This window comes from Paenibacillus sp. V4I7 (assembly GCF_030817275.1).
GTDB lineage: Bacteria > Bacillota > Bacilli > Paenibacillales > NBRC-103111 > Paenibacillus_E.
Map to the genome: position 1 here is coordinate 2,574,645 of NZ_JAUSZD010000002.1, position 25,344 is coordinate 2,599,988.

The following is a 25,344-nucleotide window of genomic DNA, read 5'->3' on the forward strand; positions in this document are numbered from 1 at the left end:
AAACAAAGAGGCTATCCCAATGTAGAGTTACTCTACGCGAGGGATAGCCTTCTTTTGTTCGGCAAGCTTATAAGATTGTTAGATATCTAATGATTTCGTTAGATCCTTCATATTCGGTGATCCCAGGAAGCTTTATAATGATGACATTATGCCGAGAAATGGTTGAAGGAGGAGCTTTTTTTGTTTACTGATAAAAGCATCTATGTAAAAGATTTTACACGTCCATCTGAAGAGGACAGCGCAGCAGGCATCCGTGAGGCAATTAACAGGGCTATTGAGGTGGGTGCGGAAAGAGTTGTATTTGAACCAGGGAGATATAGGTTGGTTTCCGTTAAGCGGCTAGAGACCGAAGGAATGGTACATGATGCAGGAAGCGGCAATCAACAATCAAAAGAATGTCATATTCCTATTAACGATTCAAGAGGATTAACACTGCAAGGTGCTGTCGGAGAAGACGGTGAACCGGCAACTGTGCTGGTCGGTTTCAATGACGAGGCTATACATGGATATTTGCCATCGATCTTATGGTGTGAGAACAATGAGAACCTGTCGCTGCTGAATCTCGCGTTTACAAGAGAGCCTGAATTCTCATCTGCAGGTGTGGTCATAGCACGTACAGATACGTCCATTACAGTGAAAGTCTTCGATGGTAATCCATGCCATGAGGGAATGGGTACTTACTGTATGAACCGATTGGACCCCGTTACGGGGGCGCTGATTGGGGAAAGTGTCACTTATGGCGGAGGCGCAGAAGCTGCTTGGAAGTTAATAGGTGAACGGACGCTTGTCTTGAATAGTGAGAGTGTGGCTTCCAAAGTTCGGCTAGGCGAGCATCTTTCGTGGCACCAAGGAGCGCAAACGGATTTCCAGACTTACTTTGCCAGATGTAATCATCTCGAACTGAACAATCTACGTGTGATGAATGCTAACGGATTTGCAATGCTAGCAGAGAGCTGTCGCCATATCACAGCTGATCGGGTCGTTTTCAAACCTGATGGGAATAGATTGTTTACGGCACCGCGAGACGCATGGAAGCTGTTTAAGTGCGGCGGGCGAATTGAAATCAGCAGGATGTATGTGGAAGGTGTCAGAATGGATGGGCAAAATGTTCAAAGCAACTGGCTATTCTTTGCCAGCAGGCTTTCACCGCGCGAAGCACTTTTCTTCGGGAAGTATACGTTTGCCGCATTGCTGGCAGGCAGCCATATAGAATTCTACAATGGTGAACATATGGAGAAACGTGTGATTGCTGATTGGTTCCATGAAGGGAAGCAGGAGGGCGGTCATCTATATCGCGTTCAATTCACACAAGATATTCCTCAATTTGCAGCGGATGGAAGTCTATGTGCGGCCGATTATTGGGAGGCTGACAGCTACACGTGTACCCACTCCGAGTTTGTCAACATTGCTGGAGCTGGGCATCTTATCAGGAATGATCATGTTACGATTGCGAAATGCACATACCGAAACACGATGAATCCGGGGATTTTGCTTGGTGCTGAGCTGCCAACTCATGCCGAGGGAGGACATGCCACGAACATTCAAATCGTGGACTGCGAGTTCGATCATTGCGGCTTTCATCCGCGGTATGGCGCTGTAGGCTGCATTGGCATCAAATCCGCAGGCTTCGACGGGAAACATAATCGAAATGTTACGATTAAGGGGAATCTCTTCAAGAATTCGGCGATCGGCCTTCATGCCATTGATGCTGATGAAGTCGTGGTGAGGAATAACCGATTCGAAAATGTGGATCAACCCTTGGTTGTTGCACCGGGCATTACGGGTAGGATTGATTTTGAATAACATGCAAAAAGGACCTGAATGTTATTTTTCAGGTCCTTTTTGCGTGTTATTTGTCAAGGATTCACAACCGGCTGATGAGCGTGTTTGTATTCATTGGGCGTTAAGCCCGAATATTTCTTGAATAAAGTACAGAAATACGAATAGCTGCGAAAGCCGACCTTGGAAGCCAGCTCATAATTCCTGTATTGACCGGTCTGTAGGTAGATCTTGGCCATTTCCATACGCTGCTCCAGAATGTAGTCCACGATAGAAACGCCGACTTCTTTCTTGAACAGATGCCCTAAGTAAGAGGGACTAAGCTTTACCTTGAGCGCGATTGAATCCACGCTCAGATCATCGCTCAGATGTGACTTGATATATTGGATAGCGGAGGAAAGCTCATGCCTCAGCTGAAGTGATTGCAATCTTCGCTTCCTAATTTCGATGAAGCGTCCAATAACGGTTTCGAGAGCGCGATGAAAAGAAGTCTCTATCTTAAGGTTGAGCGGCGGTTCCAGCGGATTCATCTCCGACACCCAGTTGCCTGCAGCAAGAAGCTGTTCTAGCGACTCCAGCCAAAATATGGCTGCCGAGGGCTCGGGTTTATACAACAGGAATTCATTCCGCGTCATACTGACCCAATCCTGATACTTAGGTTCTTCTTGCTGGCTAACTAACTCCTCTAGCCGACTACGCAATTTATCTAGTATTTTATCAGGTATGGTATGAAACGGCAGCGCTTGATCAAGGAATACAGGCTCAGCTGCATCCGAATAAAAGTGGTGTACGCGATATTTCACAGTATCCAAATAGACGGAACGAAGGGAGGCAATAGTCGGCATAGGCCTACTAACCGTCACAGTGAGCCGCAGCTTTAAATATTGCTTGAGCGGGTTCGATAGCTTACGGAGGAATAGGGTAATGCTTTCCTTAAGCTGACTGCTGTTGGATGACTGTTGACCTGTCAGGAGCAAAATGAACCGTCCGAATGAAAAAGGGAATAGCTCGAACCGGCCTGGGAAATCTGCTTGCGCGCATTCTCGAACGATCTCCAGCATGCTGAATTCAATCAAAGAGCGGTCTTTGACCGGGTATCGCTGCTCGAACTTGGCGAGTTCATCGACGCAACATTCCAACAATACATAAGTAGGCTGAAGGAGGTCGATGCCAATCTTCTCTCCGCGGACGATAATTTCCTCCGGTTTCGCAAGTAAGGAAGAGAGGATATCTTCAAAAAACTTTTGACGAAGCGGGTATTGATAATTTTGCACCAGCACCTTATAGCTTTGTTCGCTTGTTGTTAATCGATGCGTCTTGTCAAGCTCCTCGCATGCCTTCGATAAAGCAGCCTGCAATTCACCAGCTTCAATCGGCGATTTCAGGATGTAGCCGTCGGCCCCACTGCGAATCGCTTCTTGAGCGAAAGCGAAGTCTCGATGAGCGGTTAGCATGATGCAGCGAACTAGGGGGAATTCCTTCTTCAGATGCTGTAGAAGCTCCAAACCGTCCATCAGCGGCATTGTAATATCGAGAAGTACGATGTCCGGCTGTAAAGAGCGGCAGCTTTTCAAAGCTTCGACACCATTCTCCGCCTCGCCAACAATCACATAGCCCCAATGTCCCCAGGGAAACTGCGTGCGTAAGTATTGACGTGCCATCGGTTCATCATCCACGATCAAGATGCTCTTCATTCGGTTCTGCCCCCAATCGGATTAAAAGTCTTGTGCCTTCATCTTGCGTGCTTTCCAAGTGAATACGGTAACGATCTCCGTACATCATTTGAAGCCTACGATGAACATTAACAAGACCAATGCTATGTCCGTTTTTATTTTCCTCAGATGTAATCTCCTTACTGTTATCGAAATGGATATTAAGCCGATCCATTAGTTTCGATTTCTTCTCAGCGGTCATGCCCTTGCCGTTATCTTCGATCATGATGTCCCAGCCATCCGTCCCGACTGTCGTGCCAATGAACAACACGCCATCTTTATGATCCGGCACCAGACCGTGAAAAATACTGTTTTCCACCAAAGGCTGCAGTACGAACTTCGGCAGCTTCCTCTCCAAGGTTAGTGGATCAAGATCCATATGAAAGGAAAATTTACCGGGATACCGGATATGCATCAAATCAACATAACTCTCCAAAGCGGTTATTTCCTCTCGCAATGTCACAGGTCCCGGACTTGCCTTAAGCGTGTAATCTAGTTGAGTTGTCAGGGAAGAGACGAGTTGATCGACCTTGTTATATTCGCCGGAGCGGGCAGCCATGCTGATTGAATTTAACGTATTAAATAGAAAATGCGGTTTGATCTGCGCCTGAAGTGCTAGAAAGTCAGAGATCTGTTTCTGCTTCTCAGAATGCTTCAGATTAGCAATGAGCTCGCGTATATGAGCAGTCATCCGGTTGAAATGCTTGGCGAGAAGTCCGAGTTCATCCTGACGATTTAGCTGAATCGAGGTGTCCAATTGCCCGTCGCTGACAGCATTCATCGAGTCGGCAATCTTGCGTATAGGTTTACTGATCAGAACGGATATCGTGTAAGCCATCCCAATGGATAATAGCAACGAGACCAAGCCAAGTGCCCATGTAAATGAAATCGTTTTTTGCAGAGGCTTGAGAAGCGCTGTTTTGTCTAATATCCAAACGACATCCCAGCCGATTGCAGGATTGGTCACTCTTGTCAGGACAAGACGTTGACCGGCAGCGGTTTGCTGTTCGGATTGTTTCCAGCCGCCTTCGAACCATTTATCTTCTAACCCGATTAGCTGGTACGATTTATTGAATACATTGTATTGCGAATAAGGCGGGCGTCCGAAGACAGGGTGGTGCAATCGGTCGAGCAGAATGATTTCCCCAGTGATTCGATTAGAGGATTGCGATTGCAAGGAATCATATAGTCTGGCCAAATATAGATCGAGCAGAATGATCTTGTCACCGTCCGTGGAAGGAAGCTTCATTGCAGCCGTTACCGTATAGTTGGAGGGCAGTGAGAAATAAGGGCCGATCCAATACACAATGCCGCTTAGCTTAATTTGCTCTAATTCCTTGGATAGTGAGGGGGTATCCAATAGTGCCCATTGAACATAAGAAGTGCTGGCAGCCAGTTTACCTTGTTCAAGCAAATGAATATTGTACACATTGGGCATATAAGGCAGCAAACTGTTATTAAACCAACGAATGATTTCCTCGCTTGAGCCTTGCTGGAAACGGCTGTCCGTACCTACGGTAATGAATAAATTCCGGATATTCTCCAGTGTAACATTTAAATAATCGTTTGATTTGTTTGCAATTTGATCGGCGTATTCATACTGGGCGTCGAGCAAGGAATCGGAAGAATGCCGATAATACCAGTAGCCTAACAAAATGATAATCGATTCCACCAGCAAGAAGGAGATAACGAACACTTTGACTGCGATACGACGTTTCATACATGTCCCCCTAAGTGATCTTCACCTCTTTATTATAGTGGCTTTCCGAGGGAAAGTTAGCATCATTTGAAACTTCGTTGAAAATTGAATCATTTTAATAAATATTGCATGAAGATGAATGTTCTAATGAAGTGATAATGAGGATGTTCTTGTAATTCATTTGAAAATGGGGGGATTTATGATGCACCAAACAGTCAGACGTATGTTTTCCTGCTTTCTTGCTTTCCTACTTCTTATGGCTTCAGGATTAAGCGGTATTTTTGAAACTTATGGAACTGAAAAAGCCTACGCAGAAGAATCTGTGCAGCAAACGATTATTATCGATAACGATAATGAGGGGGCACCTAATATCGCAGGTGAACTGCCCACGACGACCAAGGGCTATTCTAGCTCGGGCATGCTGGGTGGCGGCACCAAAAGCACACTCGCTTATGCGAAGGGTGCACAAAACGCCAATACGAATACAGCCTATGCAACCTACACACCGTCTTTAAGCGAGCAAAGTTTTACGATCGGGACATATCGTGTGTCCGTATGGATCGTCCAAAGAACGGCGGCAGCGGCTCGACTAATGACTGAGGTGTATCGTAATGGGGAGTCGACAAAGACGGCATATGATAATGCGGCTCCGGCTGGCGGTTGGGTAGAGATCGGGATCTTTGATTTTAAAGGTGCGGGGGAGGAATACGTGAAGCTTTCCAGAGATCCGGGAGGCCCGACTGGTTATTTTAATTCGGATTCGGTGAAGTTTGAGAAACTACCATCGCGGATCCATACACTCAGTGATTTGCAGGTTGGCGACACATCCATATTTCAGCCTACAGTGACTTCGTATACGTATCTTGTAGGTAATGTTGTTCAGGAGATAACGATTAATCCGACAGCTACTGATCCTTCAGCAGTAATTAGGGTGAACGGTTCAGTGATGAATAGCGGGACTTCAAGTGAGCCCATTCCGTTAATTATTGGAGATAATGAGATTCCTATCGATGTACAAGCGGAAAATAACAGCTATACGAAGCGATACACGATTAACGTAAAACGATCCGCTGGCAACAATACGAATGTGGCGTTAAGCGCTTTGCACTTGAACGGGGTTCCTTTACAGGGATTCGACCCCACCGTGACTTCTTATACGTATACGGTTCAAAATGCAAGCGCATCCATTACTATCTTGCCTACAACAGCGGATACCGCAGCATCTGTGAAGATAAACGGGACCGCAATCAACTCAGAACAAGTGATACCTGTAGATTTAACAGTCGGTAATAACGAGATTGACATTGTGGTGATAGCTCAAGATCCAGCTTATACCCAGTCCTATAGGCTGAATATTTATCGTCAAAAAGCCGACGCAACCCTGAAGCAGCTGAAGATTAACAGTCAAGAGTTGACGAGAGGCTACAATGTAAGACCTGGACAGAACCAATCGCCGGGCTTTGAGCCGGACGTAATGACATATGCCTATGAGGCCCCGAATGGGGTGAATGAAATCATTGTAACGGCTGAACCAAGTGATTCGAACGCAGTCTTTTTCGTGAACGGTGTCCAGATAAGCGAAGGAACAGACTCATTGCCAATAATGCTGGCACATGGCGTTCAAACCATTGAAGTTGAGGTGCAAGCGGAGGACCGCTCTTTCAAGAAGCAATATGACATTACGGTGGGTAAAGGGAATCATACACGCGGGAAGCCGGTAAAGGCTTCTCAGGAATACTATTTGACGCCGGGTAAGCATGCAGTGGATGGCGATGGGGCTTCGGTTTGGCGGAATGTCCTGGCAGACGGCACGCCGTATATCTGGTTGGAGGTAGATTTACTTCGCAGGACCTCGTTTAATCGAGCAGTGGCTGCTTTTTACAACTACACGGATATGCAAAACTTCAAGATTCAATACTCGGACGACGGCTTGCAATGGCAGGATGCCTATGTCAGCAATGCTAAGCCTTCCTCGATTGAAAGCATCAGCTTTCCTGAAGTGACGTCTAGATATGTGCGGTTTTATGCGGATAAAGCAAAGGATTTGGTGTTTACCGGGTTATATTCCTTTGAAATCTATGGAGCTGAGCCGCCAACAAACGTACCGGGAGAAAATTATGAGCGGTTATCAGGCATCACATTATCGAACAGCCTTATTTCGTTTGATCCCTATATAACCGATTACACAATCGTGACTGATCGAGACCTTACATTAACACCAGTGAAGGGCGCGGTAGGTCAAACGTTGAAAATTGATGGACAAAGCCAAGCCAGCCTATTTGTCCCCAAGGAATCTTTATTCGGTGAAGTCCGCACCATCCCTATCGAGGTGACCTCCCAGGATGGAAGCCGTAGTATGTTCTATCGACTGCATATCGAATTGGTACCGTCAGTACCGGGTTCCGGCTATACGCTCGCATTCGAGGATGAATTCAACGGATCCGAGTTGAATAACAGTCAGTGGTATTATCGTATTGGAAGCAATGCTTACACCGATAATAAGAAGGAAAATGTGTCCGTATCGGACGGCTTTCTTCGAATCGCTTTGAAAAAAGAGCCTGCTGACAGCGGAGGAAAGGCGTATTCCGGCGGAGGCATCATCACCAAGCCGCTTTTGGGATATGGCTATTATGAAACCAGATTTAAGCAATGGAACAAGGAAGGTTTTCACAGCTCCTTCTGGATTGCGGGCTTGAATCAGCGCGTATCAGTCCTCGATGGAGATCAGCTCTATTCGCCGTCGACGGATTATCAGGTGAATGAAATTGACGGCTTTGAGATTGATACTTCACACCCGGATGGTTTAATGACAGCGGGTCATTATTGGTGGCCAGGAGATGCTCATCTGACTTATGTGCCTTACACGACATACAAGGAAGTGGACTCGTCTGATGGCTACCATACGTATGGTATGGAATGGACTCCGACAAAAATTAAATTTTACGTGGACGGCAAGATGTTCAGAGAAGAATTTTATCCCGGACCGCATGGAGCGGGGACGCAAGGACGAGGTCAGCATCTATGGCTGACGTCATTAGTGTATAAGCTGCCGGTTGCCGATGAGTATTTGCCCGCGGAGGTAACCTATGATTATTTCAAATTTTACACAAAAGATTATGGATTGGTTGCTCCAATTGATGCCGTCATCGTGGATAACGGAGATCCGGGCTATTCGGAAACAGGCATTTGGGCTTCGACATCTGATGCATTCGGTTATGACGATAATGATACAAGATTTACACGAACCATTGGCGATCAAGCGAAGTGGAGCAAGGCTCTGGTAGCTGAGGGGAATTACGAAGTACGGATATGGAATCCGTCCTTCCATAACAATACGACGCAAGCGCAGTACACAGTGCAGCATGCAGGTGGCTCAACGTCCGTCATGGTCGACCAAAAGCTGGGGGGCCAGCAATGGATCTCGCTCGGCACCTATCGTTTTACACAAGATGCGGAAGCATCAGTTACGATGACTGCCATGGATACGGCTTACCTTCGTGCGGATGCGGTGATGTTCGTGCCAAGGACGAGTGATCCTATCGACCATAACACTGATTCTGGTAAAAAGGACAAGGACAAAAACAAAGATAAAATCAAGAACAAATAGAAAAATTAATGAAATTTTGAAGTATTTCATGAAATGTTGAAAGGCTATTAGGGCTCGCAGGCTGTACAATAAACGTATAGCATCACTTTCATTGCAATGAGGGAGAGAGAGACTTATGGACTTGAAACGATGGCAATCTGTTCCCACTTTGGTGACATGCGTATTGTTGGCCTTCAGCTTAGCAGGATGCAATCAGCAGTCTGCGAGCCCAGAATCATCTGTTCCGAACAATCAAACCGGTGCAAAGGTGAAGATCGAGGTGCTGGTAAGCGCGATTAACAACCTTCCGACAGACCCGGCTATGGATATGATCAAGAAGGAACTGGATACAAAGCTTGGCATCGACTTGAAAATCACAGCAGTTGTAGGTGATGAGGATTATAAAAATCAGCGTAATCTCCGCTTAGCGAGCAACACCTCTGCAGATCTGTTCTATGTGGATCGCAGGGATATGATCAAACTATCGCAGCAGGGAAGTTTATTGGATTTATCGCCCCATATGGATAAGCTTCAAGCGACAAAGCAATTTGTCGGCGGAGAAGAGGCGATGACGACGGGGACGGTCAAGGGAAGGGTGTTCGGCATCCCGAAGGCTTCGCCTGCTCCGCAGTTTACTTTATGGCTTCGTCAGGATTGGCTGGAACAGGTCGGTATGCAGGTGCCAGTAACAATCTCAGAGCTGCTACATGTAATGAAAGCTTTCACCGAACAGGATCCAGATAGAAACGGCAAGAACGATACCTATGGTTTTACGGGTAATCCACAATTTAACGCGTTGGATCAAATATTCGGTGCGTACGGCACAACTTATCTGGGCAAGTTTTATTTGAAGGACGGTAAGCTTGTAAATTCAATCTATGATCCTCGCATCAAACAAGCACTTGGGTTTATGAATGAAATGGTGAAGCAAGGTGTCGTCGACCCCGATTTTCTGGCGAATACAAAGGGACAGCAAAAGGATAAGGCCTATCAAGGACAGGTCGGATTGCTGAATTTCAATTGGCCGGTCGTCGTAAACAGCGATGCCGCCAAACAAATCAGCGCCTTTCAGCCGCAAGCCAAATGGGTTCAAATACAAGCGCCAACCGGCCCGGGAGGATCTTATAACGGCTATGACGATGTGGGTGCGCGCAGTATGATGGTCATGCCTGCCTCGCTCCAGAAGGAACCGGAGAAATTGCAGAAGATTATTGAACTGCTTAACTATTTGTCCTCTACGGAGGGCTCTCGTCTCGTGCAATATGGACTCCCAGGAATTCATTATCAGTTATCCGGGGAGACGATTACACCAACAGAGCAAATCCATGATGTTGTGTATTCACACTTGTATCAATTGGTCGGTCGTGACGAAATGACCTATTTACAAACGAAATTCCCGGATGCAGAACCGTATTATCGTTTCGCCATCGAGCAGTCGAGGTTAAAGGTCTTAGACGCTTTTATCGAACTGCCTCCTGGCTTTAATGCTGCTGATGCGAATCGATACATAATGGAGGAGACGTTCAAGTTCATTTATGATAAACGTCCATTATCGGAGTATGACGATTTCGTTCACACGCTTGAGAAGACCTATCATTATGAATTATATATGGAATCCGCAATAAAGCAGCTTGTCGAACAAGATTTGCTTAACCAGTAATTTAGGAAGGTGCCTGGGCATGCTCAATATAACGGAACAAGAACGACAGAACTATGTATTTGCGAGGGACTTTGGAGCAGTGCCGGATGACCCTGGCGATCAGGCAGAGGCGCTTCGCAGGGCGATAGCATTTGCTGCTGCGAATGGAAAATCAAGTGTGCTGCTGGAGCCCGGAACCTACTATCTGCATAGCTTTGTGATAGATGAGGAAGCTGAGCGTCAGGATTGGTCTCGCAGACATCTTTGGCTTTGTGATATGCATGGCTTGATGTTAGAGGGAGCGGTGGATCAGGACGGAAGTCCGGCGTCGCTGCTAGTTGGTTGTCACAAAGGAGAGAACGAAGCTTATTTGCCTGCTATCCTTTGGGCGGAACGGTGTGAAAATTTGCAGCTGCGAAATTTGAAATTTTCGCGGGAGCCGGCTTATTCTAGTAGCGGAGTCATCGTCGACAAAGGAGATGATTTCCTTGTTGTAGAGGTGTTTGAAAGCAATCCCTATATAGATGGCATGGCCTGCTATTGCGCGAACCGTTTTGACTTGCAGGCTGGTGCATTGGTTGGCGAGAGTGTGACCTATGGTAAGGGCGCTGGGGTTAACTGGCGTCGCGTAGAAGGCGGCGAAGGACGCAGGTTGAGGCTTGATAGCCCTGAAGTTGCCAGTCAGGTGTCCATTGGCGAAGGACTATCTTGGCATTTTGGAGCGAATACCGAGTTTCAGCTGCAGTTCAAGGAATGCCATCATTTGCGGCTCGACAATTTGCATACGGTCAGCTCGAACGGTTTTGCGATGCATACGGAATGCTGCAATGGTGTGAAGGCGAGCCGCGTACGATTTCAGCCGGAAGGGAAGCTGCTGTTCACAGCACCTAGAGATGCGTGGAAGATTTATAAGTGTGAAGGCGATTTCGAGATTGAGCACATGTTTGTAGAGGGTGTACGGATGGACGGTCAGAACATGCACAGCACGTTCCTCTTGGTCGACAAGGTGATCGATCGTCATAACCTGCGGCTCTGGGCGAAGTGGAGCTATGCTCCGCTTCGTACGAATAGCAGGCTAACTATTTATAACGGAAATGAACCGATGCAGAACAAGATTCGCTCTTGGCGTCCGGACGGTCAAGGCAAAGGCGGTCACTATTATTTGATCGAGTGTGAAGACTCGGTGAACCTGTCGTTGAATAAGAACGCTCATATCGTTCCGTCCTGCTGGGAGCTGAACTCCTATACGATCAAACATTCGGTGTTCCGCAATATTGCCGGCTGCGGGCATATCATCAAGTATAGTAAGGTCTTGATTGAGGATGTTGTCTATCAGAATTTAATGAATGTAGGCATACTGATTGGCGCCGAGTGGACGGAGTTTTATGAAGGCGGGCATCCGAAGGGTGTTACAGTTCGACGATGCAGCTTTGATAACTGCGGATATACGCCTCGCTGCGGGGTAACCGGAGGCATTGGTATACGTTCGGAGGGCTTGGAGGGTATTTATAACGAAGATATCGTTATTGATGATTGTACGTTTCACCATGCTCCTGTGGGGGTGGACATTCATCAAGCGGAGGGTGTTCGTCTTGTTTGTAACCGCTTTCATAATGTCGGGCAGCCTTACAGAATCGACCCGCATACAACGAGAGAGATCGTCATTGAAGAAAGGAAGTGAGGATGGTGGAATTATCTGCTGAGAAACATACAGCCACCCGACCTATTGAACGTAAAAGCGAAACGATGAAACACTTCAGGCTGCATAAATGGCTGTATATCTTTTTGGTGCCAGGGCTGATTTATTTACTTGTGTTCAAATATATTCCGATGTTCGGTATCGTGATTGCTTTTAAAGACTTCAGCTTAGTGAAAGGGATTTGGGCAAGCAAGTGGATAGGTTTTGAAAATTTTGCGTATTTGTTCCAATCGCGCGATTTTTACAAGGTGATGAGCAACACGCTGATCATCAGTTTTTATCAAATATTGTTCGGATTTCCTGCTCCGATCATTTTGGCCGTCATGCTCAATGAAGTAAGAAATCTGATGTTCAAACGATTATCGCAGACGATTCTGTATTTACCGCACTTTATTTCCTGGGTTGTATTGGCAGGGATGATCATTAATTTTCTATCGCCATCGACAGGTCCAGTCAATTTTCTAATTAAAGCTTTGGACTACGAGCCGATTTCGTTTCTGCTAAAGCCGGAATATTTCCGAACGATTCTCGTATCGGCGGAGGTTTGGAAGGGAGTCGGGTGGGGAACGATTATCTATCTCGCTGCGATGACGGGGATCGACCCATCCTTGTACGAATCAGCCAAGATGGATGGGGCTTCCAGACTACAGCAAATCCGCTACATCACGCTGCCGGGAATTACTACAACTGTTGTTGTCCTGCTTATTTTGCAGCTCGGCCACATTCTTGACAATGGGTTCGAGCAGGTGTACCTGTTGTACAATCCGATGACCTATGAAGTGGCTGATGTTATCGAAACGTATACGTACCGAGTTGGCTTGATCGACGGTAGACTGTCTTTCGCTGCAGCAGTTGGACTATTTAAAGCGGTGATCGGTTTCGTTCTCATTATTATGGCTAATCGAATCGCAAGACTGTTCGGAAAACAAATTTGGTAGGTGAGATTACATGAGCAAAATGAAACTAGAGCTGTTCGACACAATCAACTATACGCTGCTCACGCTCATCTGTGTGGTCATGCTGTACCCGTTTATCAATGTAGCATCTGTATCCCTAAGTTCCTATTCGGCTTATGTGAATAATCCGACGATGATCTGGCCGCATGAATTCAGCTTGGCGGCTTATCAAGAGATCATGTCGCGCGCATTGCTGTGGAGAAGTTATTTGAATACGTTGATCGTTACGATCTGCGGAGTAACCTTAGGCATTTTCCTATATATCATTACGGCCTATCCATTGTCCAAAAGAGTGCTCAAAGGACGAAAGTTCCTCATGATGCTCATCGTATTCACGATGCTGTTCAACGGGGGGTTGATTCCCAATTTTTACTTGATACGCTCACTCGGACTGCTTGATACGCTTGCGGCTTTAATACTGCCGGCGTTATTCTCTGGCTTCAGTCTTATTCTTATGAAAAATTTCTTCGAATCGCTGCCCGAGGAGCTGGAGGAAGCGGCTCGTATGGACGGTGCTTCAGATCCATACATCTTATTTCGCATCATCGTTCCTTTATCGAAACCGATTATCGCTACTTTGTGCCTTTTCGCTGCGGTAGGCTATTGGAACAACTTCTTTAATGCGATTATTTACATCCGCAGTGAAACGAATTGGCCGCTCATGCTTTACCTACGTGAGGTGATTGAAGCGGCTAGTATGATGGCGCAGCAATCGAATGCCGCTGAGGCGGGCTCGCAGCAAGTGACGAGTGAAACCTTAAAGTACGCCACATTAATGATTGTTATGATTCCAATTTTGTGCGTCTATCCGTTTGTGCAAAAGTACTTTGTCAAAGGGATCATGCTAGGCTCGGTTAAAGGATAGTCATCGGGGCAACCCGCAGCTATAGATCAGCTTTATTTACATGAGGAGGGTATAAGAAATGAGCAAGAATCGTAAAGGAATCGTAATAGCGCTCGCAGGCATGATGCTGTTAACTAGCGCTTGTGCTTCAAATTCAACAGATCCAGGTTCAAGTCCAACTGCTGCCAGTACAAAACCGTCAGCTTCTGCAGGTCCGGTCGCTTTGAAAATCATGGCTATGCATGATCAACCAGACATATCCGTGACAGATGCTAAGTTTATTGGGGAGCTGGAAAAGAAAAACAATGTGAAGCTATCATTCGATATTCCACCGGTCACAGGGTATAAAGAGAGGCTTCAGCTTATGCTCGCTTCGGGCGAGTATCCAGACGTTGTATTCTTCGAAAATACGACCGATCAAGCTTTCCAGAACGCTGTTCGCGACGGAATTCTCATTCCGGTAAACGATTATCTGAAGTCGGCAGCGAACCTGAATAAGTATACGTACCAAGCCTCCTGGGATCAACTGAAGGTGAATCAGGATGGCAAAATTTACGGTATTCCGCGGACCTCTGTCGTTCGTAACGACGGTTATTGGGTACGGAAAGATTGGCTGAAAAATGTGGGCTTCGCGATTCCGGCTAACGGAGAGATTACCATTGCGCAGTTTGAAGAAATATTGAAGAAATTCACGTTCAACGATCCGGATAAAAACGGGAAAAACGATACCTACGGCTACGCCGGGGCGTATAACGGACGCAAAGTGCTAGATCCGGTTCTCACTGGACCGTTCGGTCTAATGGGCTGGCAAAAAGCATCAGGCGGCGAATACGAATATATGAACCCGATGTATGATCAGAAGGGCGATGCGTTCAAGAAAGCCCTCGCGTTTTCGGGAAGGCTATATAAAGAAGGGGTTTTCGATCCAGATTCCGCGACGAATGACGGAACGAAGCAGCGCGAGCGCTTCTGGCGCGGATTGACCGGGATTTATCCCGGCTTCGCAGGACACTACACTTGGCATCTTCCCGAGATGCAAAAGCAGCAGCCAAATGCGGAATTGACATTTGTTCATGTGCAGAACGAAAAAGGCGAGGTCAAGGGCGGCAATCTGGCAACAAGTCCAACCGGTCTATGGGGCTTCTGGGCAGTTACAAAAAATGCGAAAAACCCGCAGAAGGTTGTTGATTTGTTCGACTCTTGGCTTTCCGATGAAATGTGGCCTGTCGTCGTCGATGGCTATGAAGGACAAGATTATACGTTGACGAATGGTGAAAAGAAGGCGATTACGCCGCCGCCGAAATTCTATATCCGCCGCAACTCCATGCGCAGAGCGAATGACACCGAGTTCTTCATCACAACAGGAACGCCTAAGGAAATCGTGGAGCAAGTGAAGCCATGGTTGAAAAAGTCGGTAGACACCGTTGTCGCCGGAAAGGATCTGGGCTTCCAGCCGGAGGCTGCGAAGAAGCCAAACTACATGGATTTCCAGAAGGCTTGGGATACAACGACCATGAAAATTCTGATTGGCGAACTTCCGGCCACCGAATTCGATGCGTTGTTAACAGGCTGGTACAAAAACGGCGGTACTGATTACGTGAAGCAAATGAACGAATATATCAAGAAAACAGAAACGGGCAAATAAATAACAAGCGGGGAAGCGATGCAAGTTGGTCGGCTTCCTTTCTTTGTGGGGAGAGAATGAACAATGGAAGGTTCGCGTGATCGAGATTCGTTGAGAAATATGAATGTACCTGGCGAAATTCGGGTGGAAGGCCCAAGTCCGCAAAGAGTGTATCAACGTGATGCGATGGAACAGGCAGACATTCCTTTCTCGTTAAGACTTTCTAAGCCGGCATATGGGAACGTTGAAGTATGCTCGGTGGCTGCAAGAAGCATGCCTGCAGAGAAAGCATGGATAACGTTGGGGGTTATTCGAAATATGGATTCGTTCGACGGTGTTCTTTCAGGGCTTTCAACAGGGAGTCATTGTCTCCAATTTCGTATTCGTGATGGCGTTTCTGAAGTACTAATTGCAGAAGCGGCGGTAGAGCCAGTCTTCGTAGGAGATCTTTGGATACTTGCCGGGCAATCCAATATGCAGGGCTGCGGCACACTTCTTGAAGTGGAGGAGTCTATGGAAGGAGTAAGCAGCTTCTACTTGGATGACCGTTGGGGCATTGCTGAGGACCCTATGTGTTGGTATTTTGAAGCCCTGGATCCCGTGCATTGGAGCGTTCCTGCGGAGAAGCTACAGGAGGCGCGTCTCAAGGAACGTCAAACACGAACACGCGGAGCGGGGCTGGGCATTTCCTTCGGGAAAGAATTGCTGCGGAGTGCCGGCGTCCCTGTCGGACTCATCGTTTGTGCGCACGGTGGAACTAGGATGACACAATGGGACCCTGCGTTCCTGGAGCAGGAAGGAAACTCTTTATATGGCTCCATGCTGCGCCGGGTTAAGGTTTCAGGCGGGAAGGTGAAAGGGTGTTTGTGGTATCAAGGAGAGAGCGATGCCAATCCAGAGGAGACCCCTATGTATGCGCACCGCATGGAGCAATTCGTACATCGTCTTAGAGAGGATTTGCATGAACCGCAGCTGCCGTTCATCTACGCGCAATTGGCCAACTTTCATTCGTGGGATAAACAGCATGAAAGTTGTTGGGACTTTATTCAGCACGTGCAAATTCGATTGGAACAGCGATTGGCACCCTGCGCCTTAGTACCAACAGCGGACGCAACGTTGTCCGACCCCATTCATCTCGATGCAACATCACTTAAAGTGATGGGTAGACGGTTTGCTTGGCAAGCTTTACGGATCGCATACGGTGCAAGCCTCCCAACAGGCCCACGTCCAAGCGACTTTGAATGGAACGTAGATCGCACGGAATTAAGGGTCCGTCTTACAGGGTTGAATGGCTCCCTCCAGCATGTAAATAGAGTGTTCGGCTTCCAATTCAAGCTGGCGGATCAAATATGGGAGCCTGTAGAAGCTACTTTATCCGATGATCGATTGGCAGTTCTACTTCGTTTCAACCAACGTATTCCTGCTGCTGCCATGTTGCAATACGGAGCTGGATACTATCCTGCTCTTAACCTAAGGGATGATTGGGGGATACCATTGCCTTTATTCGGTCCGGTTCTAGTACCTTAATCTAATCCACTCCTGTCGGTGAGCATGTTGTTATTTATCTAGCAGTCTATTACTTGTAAAAGTAGCCGATGCAAGTGATATAATAGTCTTGTTGATTTACATATTCTGGTGTGTAGAAGGAGAGACAAGAATGAGTACAATTCGATCCCTACCAAGAAATCAGCCTGAGCGTCAAGGTATCGCGTCTTCCTCGATTATGAGATTTCTACAAGAGGTTCAAGACCGCAGTCTAGAGCTTCACAGCTTCATGCTCGTCCGACACGGGCATGTTGTTTCGGAAGGATGGTGGAATCCTTATTTGCCTGAACGTCCTCATATGCTGTTTTCTTTAACCAAAAGCTTTACTTCAACAGCCATCGGATTGCTAGTCGGAGAAGGGCGAATCTCGCTCGATGACCGGGTTGTCTCCTTTTTCCCTGAGGATATGCCGCCAGAAGTTACACCGAAACTAGCTGCGATGAGTATCCGACACTTACTCATGATGGGTACAGGTCATGCGGAAGATACAACCGGAAAGATGCAGTCAACCGATAACTGGGTCAACAATTTCTTGAAGCTTCCCGTGGAACATGAGCCAGGTACTCATTTTGTGTATAACAGCGGGGCGACCTACATGCTTTCGGCTATTTTGCAGAAGGTAACCGATCAAACGTTACTGGAATATCTGCAGCCGCGACTGTTGGAACCGCTGGACATCCAAGGTACTATTTCGGAAAGCTGCCCCCGCGGCATCCACATTGGTGGCTGGGGAATGAAGATCAAAACCGAGGATATTGCCAAGTTTGGACAGCTATATCTACAAAAAGGTCAATGGGAGGGGAACCAGCTTATTCCTGAGATTTGGGTGGAAGAAGCGACAACGAAGCAAATTTCCAATGACTCCAGCACCAATAATGACTGGGCTCAGGGGTATGGGTATCAATTCTGGCGATGCCGTCACGGCGCTTATCGAGGCGACGGAGCTTTCGGGCAGTTCTGCCTTGTTCTCCCGGAGCAGGATGCTGTCATCGCAATAACCTCCGGAGTGAATGACATGCAAGTCGTACTTGATGTGATTTGGGAGCATCTGCTGCCTGCCATGCAATCTGAAGAGCTGCCTATGGATAAGGAAGCCTCTGAGTCGCTAACCCAAGTGCTGCATGGACTGAGCTTGGAACCGCCACGAGTTCATTCAAGCTCGACGCTGGAGACCGGCCTATCGGGAATCGAGTTCGAGTTAGAAGAAAATGAGGAACAAATTCATACATTTTCTATTGATTTTACAGAGGAATCCGCCAACGTTACGATTCAAAATAACAACGGAAAACATACAGTTTACTTTGGTAGAAACGAGTGGTGTGAAGGAACATATATGCTGCATATGAGACAGAAAAATGTGGCGGTCGGCTCAGCCACATGGCAGGATTCGAATACACTCTTGTTAACGTTAAGATACGTGGAAGCGCCATTTTGCGTGACTTTAATATGTAAGTTCTATGATGGAAGCATACAACTGCAATTCCGGCAGAACGTTTCGTTCGGCAATGAGGATCCTAAGTGGATTTTAGGAAAAGTTAGATGAACGTTGAAATAATAAAAGGTCGGTCTGCCACAGCAGATCGACCTTTTTCTATATCCTTAAGGCACCAGATGATACCGATTTCGGTAGTCTCGGGGAGAGCAGCCGGCGTGGGCTCTGAATTGCTTATTAAAAGAGCTCAACGACTGAAAACCGCTTCTTTCAGCGATCTCGATGATCGAATACTCTGAGATACGTAGTAAATCCATGGCCGACTGAACGCGCAGCTGATTCAAAAAATCATGCGGTGACAAGCCCGTTAGTGCACGAAACTCGCGATAATGTAATGGCTTACAATATATCCGACAGATTCCGCTATCGTGTTCGTTCTTCTCGGAGCCGCTTGCTCCATTTGATCGCTAAAGAACCCGTCCACTTGTAACAAAATATCTATCAAGTGCATGTACTGACGCGTCACCCATGCCGTTTGCCCTTGTTCCTGTGCTTCCGCTGCGGAACGCGCAGCTTTTGCAATGGCCTTGGCGTATGTCGTATCCCCCGGAATGAGCGGGGACATGCCCCGCCCGGCATAAAACGGCATCAGCAGCCGACTGCCATCGGGAAGCTTCAAAACCGGCGACGGTGTAAAAAGCACAAGGATTGCTTCAAAAGGTTTATCTGGATGCGCATAGCTCCAGTGCGGCTCGAAAGGTCGGCACAGAAATACGTCACCAGGTCGACCGTGATAGATGCGATCGCCGAATCGGTACTCCAACTCATGATCGAGCAGCACGCCAATTTCCAAGCAATCATGGACATGCAGATCGTGTTCCTCATCTGATCCCCAGACGCGGCTAAAAGCAAAAGAGCGTGAAAGCCGCAGCTGTTCTACATACATCCTAATCCCCCCCCAAGTCATTATACCTTTTTCTGTTCGTGGACAAAATGACAAGTTTGTTACGCATTTTGAAGAGAATCGCGATTTCGTGATGTGATACATTAGGGTCATATTCGAAATTGGAGGTAACCTTTATGCGATTGTACTTAATTGGAGCCGGTGTCATAGCACGTACGCATGCGGAGGCAGCAGCCAAGCTTCCACAAGCTGTCCAGCTTCGAGCAGCCGACCCGAATGCGGAAGCGCTGAAGTCATTTCTCAGCAGCTTTCCAGAAAGCATTACGTTTGCGGATGCCAAGCAAATGCTATCCTCCGAACCGCCGCTTGATGATGATATCGTGATCGTGGCTACGCCTCCATTTGCCCATTTAGAAGGGACGCGTCTAGCATTGAAATCAGGTCGGCATACGCTATGCGAAAAGCCGTTCGCCATGAACGATGAAGAGGCGGAAGAGATGCTTCATCTGGCAGAAGCAGAAGGAAAGCTGCTTGGCTGCTGCAGCGTACGTTATAAAGGGATGCTGCATAACGAATCGGTCAAGAATGTCATACGATCTGGCGCGCTTGGCGATATCTATCACGTAACATTCGTTAACAAATGGACGCGCAGTCGTGCAGGAATCGAGTACCAACCAGCAAGTCGGTGGTTTCTAGACAAAAGCAAGAGTGGCGGCGGCATTCTCATGGACTGGGGACCCTATGATTTCACCACCCTAATCGATGTGCTGGATCCTGCAGAAATTGAGGTCAGCAGCGCTTGGACGGCGAAGCCTCAAACAGCCGCGGATCCTCAAGATGTCGTGTACGATGTTGAGCACCACGTGGGCGCGCAGTTGACGTTTCGCTCTCGATCGAATGCCCTTCCAATCGCCGTTAATTACGAAAGAGGCACGTGTACGCACGGAAGCGAGCAGTTTATTGGCGAAATCGCGGGCACACTCGGTGCCTTGCGCTGGACACCATTCGATTCGCGTCAACCGGTTTTTTTAAGGAAAGACCGTGATGGGGTTGTTGTGGAAGAGATTGTAGATCCGGGACCTCGCGGACCTTACACCGTCATGGATCACCCGCTTGTACATTTCTATAACCAAGTGAACGCCTTGCCGTCATATGCGAACGTAGGTCGGAGAGCCGTCGATCATTTCCTATGTATTGGCGCCTTATATAAATGTGCTGATTCCGGAGAAAAGCAGTTTGTTACTGTAGCGCCGGCAACAGATTCAAGGGAGGCTTCTGAATGAATATTCGAGGCTTTTCGAGTAACATGTACGGTTGGTTTGAACGATGGAAGTCAGATGGTAAGGAGCCAGTATGGGACGATATATACCGTGCCTGCGCTGAAGCGGGTCTTGACGCTGTTGAGACAGACGCAACGCCTGAGAAGCTGGCGCTTGTCCGTGCTTACGGACTAACTGTTTCCGCTTCTTATATCGGTCTTCCGCTACATGGTGAGTATGCAGAGCTTGAAGCGGAAGTTCTTCCATACGCGGAACGGCTCGCCGCTGCGGGCGGCAACGATCTGCTCGTCAACGCTGACCCTTACGGCGGCTGGAAGAATCCGCTGCCAAAGCCGGAGGAACTTTTCCAGCGGCAAGGAGACAACTTGTCTCGTCTTGCCGACAAGCTAAGTCCATTTGGACTGCAGCTCTCACTGCACAATCATGCGGCGGATCGGCATAATGCCGAGGCTGATTTGCGCTCTGTCGTGCAGTTCGCTGACAAAGCTGTTGGCCTTTGCGTTGATACGGGCTGGGCGCATGTTGCAGGCTGTGATCCGGTTGCTTGGGTGCGCTCATATCCTGAACGCATCAAAGCATTTCACCTGCGCAACCAACGTGGTCGCGTTCCGGTCGAGGACTTGACCGAAGGGGAAATTAACATGCGTGCCTTAATGGAAGCGGCAGCCCATGTCAATTATGGCGGTTGGATAGCGCTCGAGCTATGGCATCCGCCGGAAACGAACCCTGCGCGCACGATGACCGAGGACGTGCAGCGGTCGATCGCTTTTTTACGCGAGATCGTAGGGAAATTGTAGAGGGCTTTGTCAATAAAGAGTCGGGAAGGAAAAAGGAGCCTTATGTTCTTTTTACAAAGACATAAGGTTTTTTGTCGTCTAATTTTTCAAGGGAAACACCATAAGATTTTCTTCTTATTCATAAGATTGAGATATTACCATCAGCAAAAGAATGCGAAAATATTTATAATACGTACTAAAACAAATGTAAACCTATCGGAGCCGCAAGGCTCCTTTTTTATTTCTTGACAGTTGGCACGATATGGAATAATAATAAATGTAATAAAACGACTGGTCAGTCTTTATTATTTCGTATTTTACCAAGAAGGAGGATTTCAATGAATTCAATCCAAAGCAATTTAGATAAATATGCATCTCTAGCCATACAATTAGGGGTCAATGTTCAACCGGGACAAACATTGGTCATCTTCGCTCCTTTAATATCGGTGGATTTCGTACGAAGATTGGTAAAACAATCCTATGCGATCGGCGCAAAGCACGTTCATGTCGAGTGGTTCGACGATGAAATTACTCGGTTAAAGTATGAACTAGCGCCCCATGAAGCATTGCTTGAGTACCCGATGTGGCGGGCAAAAGGGTATGAGGAATTAGCAGAAAATGATGCTGCATTTCTATATGTTGTGGCCAATAACCCCGATCTTATGAATGGTATCGATCCTAAACGTATTCAAACAGCGAGTAAAACATCCAACACAGCTTTGCGGGAACTATCTGCGGCTAGGTTAACCAATAAAGTCAGTTGGTCGATTATCGCCGTTCCTTCACCTTCATGGGCGGATAAGGTGTTCCCATCACTACCCGAAGAAGAACGGGTTGACGCCCTATGGAGTGCCATCTTCAAAGCAACAAGAGTAGACCGGGATGATCCGGTGGAGGATTGGAAAGAACATTCAAGCGCTTTAGACACTAAAGCAAAATGGCTTAATGAACGCCAGTATAAGGCACTTCATTACCGCGCCGACGGTACAGATATTACAGTAAGTCTGCCGCCTGAGCATATTTGGGTTTCGGCCGGTAATACAAACAGCAATGGCATCTCTTTTATAGCAAACCTGCCTACTGAAGAAGTATTTACATCTCCTTTAAAAAATGGCGTAAACGGAACGGTGAAAAGTACGAAGCCTCTTAGTTACAACGGCAATCTCATTGAAAACTTTTCATTAACATTCAAACAAGGGGAAATAATTGATTTTAAAGCGGAGAAGGGTGAAGAAAATTTGAGAAGTCTCATTGAGATTGATGAGGGTTCTCATTATTTAGGAGAAGTTGCTTTGGTTCCGCATCGCTCGCCTATTTCTAACACAAATCTTATTTTCTACAACACGCTTTACGACGAGAATGCTTCATGCCATTTTGCCATCGGCAGAGCTTTTCCGTTCTGCCTGAATGGCGGAAAAGAGATGAGCCAACAAGATCTTCTGAATCATGGGCTAAACGAAAGCTTGACGCATGTTGATTTTATGATGGGCTCAGCAGACATGAATATTGATGGGATCTTGGGGAATGGCGAGAAAGAGCCGTTGTTCCGGAACGGTGATTGGGCGTTTTGACGTAAAAATTGAAAAAAGGAGGTGCTGAATGTCACCTAAAGTTACGCAAGCTTATAAAGAAGAAAAAAGGGCGGTTATTCTTGAGGGTGCGCTCCATTGCTTTATAGAAAAAGGATTTCAAGCTACGACTATTGATGATATCGTACGTCATTTGGGGATGAGCAAAGGCGCTATATACAGTTACTTTTCAAGCAAAGAAGAGATGTATATCCAAATGGCTGACGATAAAATGAATGCGATGGTGGAGAACTCCAGTGAACATTTCAAAAATATGCCAAGCGCGGCGGATCAAATCCGCTATATGTTTGACCGATTCCGTCGACAATCGCTTGACGAACTGCGTAAATGGTTAGCTTTTCATTTGGAGTTTATGCTGTATGCAGCACGCCAACCGGAATTATCGGAACGATGGAACCAGTATGCGAGTAAAGCTTTATTGTTCATGCAGGAAATTATGGAAGGCGGCATAAAGACTGGCGAGTTCCGTTCTGATCTTGATATTGCGGCAGCTTCCCGTTTATTCTGGTCAGTTAGAGATGGTCTTGCTCTACAATTTATGCTTAGCGGTGAGGAAACCGACTATAAATCCATGATTAATGAGATGGAAAAGAAGGTATTTCGCTATATCATAGGATAATTCACTATGGAGGTAGAGGCATATGATTTTCAAAAGAATGAGCGAATTGTCGGCTGAAGACATGGTGTCGTTATGGAATAAGGGGTTCGAAGGATATTTCTTAAATAGTACAATGAATTTGGACAAATTTTTTTCAAGAACTGTCAACGAAGGGCTCTCACTAGAGCATTCCTTAGTCGTGTATGAAAATAGTGACCCAATTGGCTTCGTGATGAATGGGTTCCGTGTCATAGAAGGAAAGAGAGTGGCATGGAACGGGGGTACTGGCATTGCGGAGGAACATCGGGGGAAAGGGATCGGAAAAATACTTATGGAAAGAAACCTCCAGTTGTATCGTGAACAAGGTGCGGATATTGCCTTACTGGAGGCACTCATTCAAAACAAAGCTGCGATAAAGCTCTATCAAAGTGTCGGCTATGGTATTACCGAGCAGCTAATCAGTTTACAACATACAGAGGCTTTGGACGCAAGTCTTCTGCAGCCAAACGCTAATAGCCGGTATGTTACGAAACGAGGACTGCCTGTGGAAGTCAAAGGAATGTCTTTCTACAGACATTTGTCAGCGTGGCAAACACAATGGGCCAGTTTGAAAGATGGGGAATCTATCATCATCTCCGATGAAGGAGATAAGGTGATTGGCTACGCACTTTTTAAGCGTGTTTTCAGAGAAGACGGTAACCTGGCTACCATCGCTCTTTACCAATGTGAATCAATTCCGGGTCGAGAAGACACCGAAGATATCCTCAAAGCAGTAGTAAGTGAAGTATACGCACCTGTTTCTTCCTCTTGTAAGCGTATAACCATGAACATAAGAGATTCCAACAAAGAGCTTATTGGGCTATTAGAGCGTTTAGGATTTACTACATTTGTGGAACAAGTACACATGATGCGTCAATTATAAGATATTTTAAAAGCTCGATGATGCAACATTTTCTTCGAAAGCCAAACAAAAAAAGAACTTCACCTATCGGTGAAGTTCTTACGAGCCTAAATTTGTAATTCGATTGATTAAACCTGTTATATCATTGATTGTAGTTAAGATTTGTGAGTTTTGAAGTTTATCAAGTGCCAAATGACCATTCTCTACCACATTATTTATCTCTTTTAACAATACTTCATTTTTTTCTACCAATTGTTGATGAATATCCTTAGCAAATGAAGGAACACTTTTCAGATTAAATTGTTCTATTTCCTTTTTTAATCCGTTTAACTGATTTTCAAGTTCCTGTTTTGTTTCGGGATTCAAAGCGGCATCTTTCATCATTTGTGGAGCTTGTTCGGCAAAATTACTTAATTTGTTGATGTGTTGCGTAGCTTGATTTACATAGTCTATCGAGTTATTTGCTCCTTCTAATAGTGAACACGCGTTCAACATCATGGTTGAAAGAATTAATAATAGGAACATCCATTTTTTCATGTTATTATCTCTCCTTTAACTGTTATTTTGCTGGCAGAAAATAATTTTTGATATTGTTTTATTACGTTTATCTCGTCATAGGGTTTCAAATTCACAAGGGCTGCCATTTGGCAGTCTTTTTTTATTCATGCCCGGATGGATGAAAACGAGCTCACTTTTTTATTGAAGTTGTACTTAAATCGGTAAATCAATAATAAGAATCGTATTAGAAAACTTTGTTAGTCATTCTAACTATCAAAGGGGG

General features: G+C 46.4%; 19 protein-coding genes. 14 read left to right on the forward strand and 5 right to left on the reverse strand.

What is annotated here, in order from left to right; all coding sequences use genetic code 11:
• The first annotated feature begins 180 nt into the window (after window positions 1–180).
• Complete coding sequence (locus QFZ80_RS12910; protein WP_307546273.1) at window positions 181–1,803, forward strand: right-handed parallel beta-helix repeat-containing protein; 1,623 nt, start codon at window positions 181–183, stop codon at window positions 1,801–1,803.
• A 53-nt stretch (window positions 1,804–1,856) separates the two neighbouring features.
• Here QFZ80_RS12910 and QFZ80_RS12915 read toward each other — a convergent pair whose 3' ends face one another.
• Window positions 1,857–3,473 carry a response regulator gene (locus QFZ80_RS12915; protein ID WP_307546272.1) on the reverse strand — a complete coding sequence of 539 codons (1,617 nt, stop codon included), beginning with the start codon at window positions 3,471–3,473 and terminating at the stop codon, window positions 1,857–1,859.
• Complete coding sequence (locus QFZ80_RS12920; protein ID WP_307546271.1) at window positions 3,448–5,211, reverse strand: sensor histidine kinase; 1,764 nt, start codon at window positions 5,209–5,211, stop codon at window positions 3,448–3,450. Before QFZ80_RS12920 ends, QFZ80_RS12915 begins: the two co-directional genes overlap by 26 nt.
• A 178-nt stretch (window positions 5,212–5,389) precedes the next feature.
• Between QFZ80_RS12920 and QFZ80_RS12925 the strand changes: the two genes are divergently transcribed.
• The 8 genes from QFZ80_RS12925 (at window position 5,390) to QFZ80_RS12960 (ending at window position 18,626) form a co-directional block, all read left to right on the forward strand.
• On the forward strand, window positions 5,390–8,797 hold the full coding sequence (locus tag QFZ80_RS12925; protein ID WP_307559207.1) for a cadherin-like beta sandwich domain-containing protein: 3,408 nt from the start codon (window positions 5,390–5,392) through the stop codon (window positions 8,795–8,797).
• Between the two features lie 115 nt (window positions 8,798–8,912).
• Complete coding sequence (locus QFZ80_RS12930; protein ID WP_307559209.1) at window positions 8,913–10,436, forward strand: extracellular solute-binding protein; 1,524 nt, start codon at window positions 8,913–8,915, stop codon at window positions 10,434–10,436.
• A 19-nt stretch (window positions 10,437–10,455) separates the two neighbouring features.
• Window positions 10,456–12,096, forward strand: coding sequence for a right-handed parallel beta-helix repeat-containing protein (locus QFZ80_RS12935; protein ID WP_307559211.1), 1,641 nt, complete (start codon window positions 10,456–10,458; stop codon window positions 12,094–12,096).
• A 2-nt stretch (window positions 12,097–12,098) separates the two neighbouring features.
• Window positions 12,099–13,052: an ABC transporter permease gene (locus tag QFZ80_RS12940; RefSeq protein WP_307559213.1), complete on the forward strand. Its 954-nt coding sequence runs from the start codon at window positions 12,099–12,101 to the stop codon at window positions 13,050–13,052.
• Between the two features lie 10 nt (window positions 13,053–13,062).
• Window positions 13,063–13,935, forward strand: a complete 873-nt coding sequence (locus QFZ80_RS12945; RefSeq protein WP_307559215.1) for a carbohydrate ABC transporter permease — start codon at window positions 13,063–13,065, stop codon at window positions 13,933–13,935.
• A gap of 58 nt (window positions 13,936–13,993) precedes the next feature.
• Window positions 13,994–15,559 (forward strand): extracellular solute-binding protein, encoded by a 1,566-nt coding sequence (locus QFZ80_RS12950; protein ID WP_307559218.1) that lies wholly within the window; start codon window positions 13,994–13,996, stop codon window positions 15,557–15,559.
• Between the two features lie 63 nt (window positions 15,560–15,622).
• Window positions 15,623–17,065: a sialate O-acetylesterase gene (locus tag QFZ80_RS12955; protein WP_307559220.1), complete on the forward strand. Its 1,443-nt coding sequence runs from the start codon at window positions 15,623–15,625 to the stop codon at window positions 17,063–17,065.
• Window positions 17,066–17,195: 130 nt separating this feature from the next.
• Window positions 17,196–18,626, forward strand: a complete 1,431-nt coding sequence (locus QFZ80_RS12960; RefSeq protein WP_307559222.1) for a serine hydrolase domain-containing protein — start codon at window positions 17,196–17,198, stop codon at window positions 18,624–18,626.
• A 56-nt stretch (window positions 18,627–18,682) separates the two neighbouring features.
• On the opposite strand, the gene QFZ80_RS38945 is transcribed toward QFZ80_RS12960, so the two are convergent.
• Both QFZ80_RS38945 and QFZ80_RS12965 read right to left on the reverse strand, forming a co-directional pair.
• Window positions 18,683–18,877, reverse strand: coding sequence for a helix-turn-helix domain-containing protein (locus QFZ80_RS38945; protein WP_373460068.1), 195 nt, complete (start codon window positions 18,875–18,877; stop codon window positions 18,683–18,685).
• Between the two features lie 5 nt (window positions 18,878–18,882).
• The gene (locus QFZ80_RS12965; protein WP_307559225.1) at window positions 18,883–19,461 is read right to left on the reverse strand and encodes a cupin domain-containing protein; all 579 of its coding nucleotides are present in this window, start codon (window positions 19,459–19,461) and stop codon (window positions 18,883–18,885) included.
• Window positions 19,462–19,595: 134 nt separating this feature from the next.
• On the opposite strand from QFZ80_RS12965, the gene QFZ80_RS12970 reads away from it, so the two are divergent.
• From QFZ80_RS12970 to QFZ80_RS12990, 5 genes are all read left to right on the forward strand, one after another.
• Window positions 19,596–20,702 (forward strand): Gfo/Idh/MocA family protein, encoded by a 1,107-nt coding sequence (locus QFZ80_RS12970; protein ID WP_307559227.1) that lies wholly within the window; start codon window positions 19,596–19,598, stop codon window positions 20,700–20,702.
• Entirely contained in the window at window positions 20,699–21,496 is a 798-nt protein-coding gene (locus tag QFZ80_RS12975) for a sugar phosphate isomerase/epimerase family protein (RefSeq protein ID WP_307559229.1), read from the forward strand. Before QFZ80_RS12970 ends, QFZ80_RS12975 begins: the two co-directional genes overlap by 4 nt.
• Before the next feature lie 317 nt (window positions 21,497–21,813).
• Window positions 21,814–23,046 carry an aminopeptidase gene (locus tag QFZ80_RS12980; RefSeq protein WP_307546259.1) on the forward strand — a complete coding sequence of 411 codons (1,233 nt, stop codon included), beginning with the start codon at window positions 21,814–21,816 and terminating at the stop codon, window positions 23,044–23,046.
• Window positions 23,047–23,074: 28 nt separating this feature from the next.
• A complete protein-coding gene (locus QFZ80_RS12985; RefSeq protein ID WP_307559231.1) occupies window positions 23,075–23,683 on the forward strand; it encodes a TetR/AcrR family transcriptional regulator in 609 nt (202 codons plus the stop codon).
• A gap of 22 nt (window positions 23,684–23,705) precedes the next feature.
• Window positions 23,706–24,584, forward strand: a complete 879-nt coding sequence (locus QFZ80_RS12990; RefSeq protein WP_307559233.1) for a GNAT family N-acetyltransferase — start codon at window positions 23,706–23,708, stop codon at window positions 24,582–24,584.
• 78 nt (window positions 24,585–24,662) lie between these two features.
• On the opposite strand, the gene QFZ80_RS12995 is transcribed toward QFZ80_RS12990, so the two are convergent.
• Window positions 24,663–25,100, reverse strand: a complete 438-nt coding sequence (locus QFZ80_RS12995; protein ID WP_307559235.1) for a DUF6376 family protein — start codon at window positions 25,098–25,100, stop codon at window positions 24,663–24,665.
• Between the last annotated feature and the right edge of the window lie 244 nt (window positions 25,101–25,344).

Coding starts and splice junctions, on each gene's coding strand:
- QFZ80_RS12915 (WP_307546272.1), bottom strand. CDS start 3,473: ATGAAGAGCATCTTGATCGTGGATGATGAACCGATGGCACGTCAATAC.
- QFZ80_RS12920 (WP_307546271.1), bottom strand. CDS start 5,211: ATGAAACGTCGTATCGCAGTCAAAGTGTTCGTTATCTCCTTCTTGCTG.
- QFZ80_RS12925 (WP_307559207.1), top strand. CDS start 5,390: ATGATGCACCAAACAGTCAGACGTATGTTTTCCTGCTTTCTTGCTTTC.
- QFZ80_RS12930 (WP_307559209.1), top strand. CDS start 8,913: ATGGACTTGAAACGATGGCAATCTGTTCCCACTTTGGTGACATGCGTA.
- QFZ80_RS12935 (WP_307559211.1), top strand. CDS start 10,456: ATGCTCAATATAACGGAACAAGAACGACAGAACTATGTATTTGCGAGG.
- QFZ80_RS12940 (WP_307559213.1), top strand. CDS start 12,099: ATGGTGGAATTATCTGCTGAGAAACATACAGCCACCCGACCTATTGAA.
- QFZ80_RS12945 (WP_307559215.1), top strand. CDS start 13,063: ATGAGCAAAATGAAACTAGAGCTGTTCGACACAATCAACTATACGCTG.
- QFZ80_RS12950 (WP_307559218.1), top strand. CDS start 13,994: ATGAGCAAGAATCGTAAAGGAATCGTAATAGCGCTCGCAGGCATGATG.
- QFZ80_RS12955 (WP_307559220.1), top strand. CDS start 15,623: ATGGAAGGTTCGCGTGATCGAGATTCGTTGAGAAATATGAATGTACCT.
- QFZ80_RS12960 (WP_307559222.1), top strand. CDS start 17,196: ATGAGTACAATTCGATCCCTACCAAGAAATCAGCCTGAGCGTCAAGGT.
- QFZ80_RS12965 (WP_307559225.1), bottom strand. CDS start 19,461: ATGTATGTAGAACAGCTGCGGCTTTCACGCTCTTTTGCTTTTAGCCGC.
- QFZ80_RS12970 (WP_307559227.1), top strand. CDS start 19,596: ATGCGATTGTACTTAATTGGAGCCGGTGTCATAGCACGTACGCATGCG.
- QFZ80_RS12975 (WP_307559229.1), top strand. CDS start 20,699: ATGAATATTCGAGGCTTTTCGAGTAACATGTACGGTTGGTTTGAACGA.
- QFZ80_RS12980 (WP_307546259.1), top strand. CDS start 21,814: ATGAATTCAATCCAAAGCAATTTAGATAAATATGCATCTCTAGCCATA.
- QFZ80_RS12985 (WP_307559231.1), top strand. CDS start 23,075: ATGTCACCTAAAGTTACGCAAGCTTATAAAGAAGAAAAAAGGGCGGTT.
- QFZ80_RS12990 (WP_307559233.1), top strand. CDS start 23,706: ATGATTTTCAAAAGAATGAGCGAATTGTCGGCTGAAGACATGGTGTCG.
- QFZ80_RS12995 (WP_307559235.1), bottom strand. CDS start 25,100: ATGAAAAAATGGATGTTCCTATTATTAATTCTTTCAACCATGATGTTG.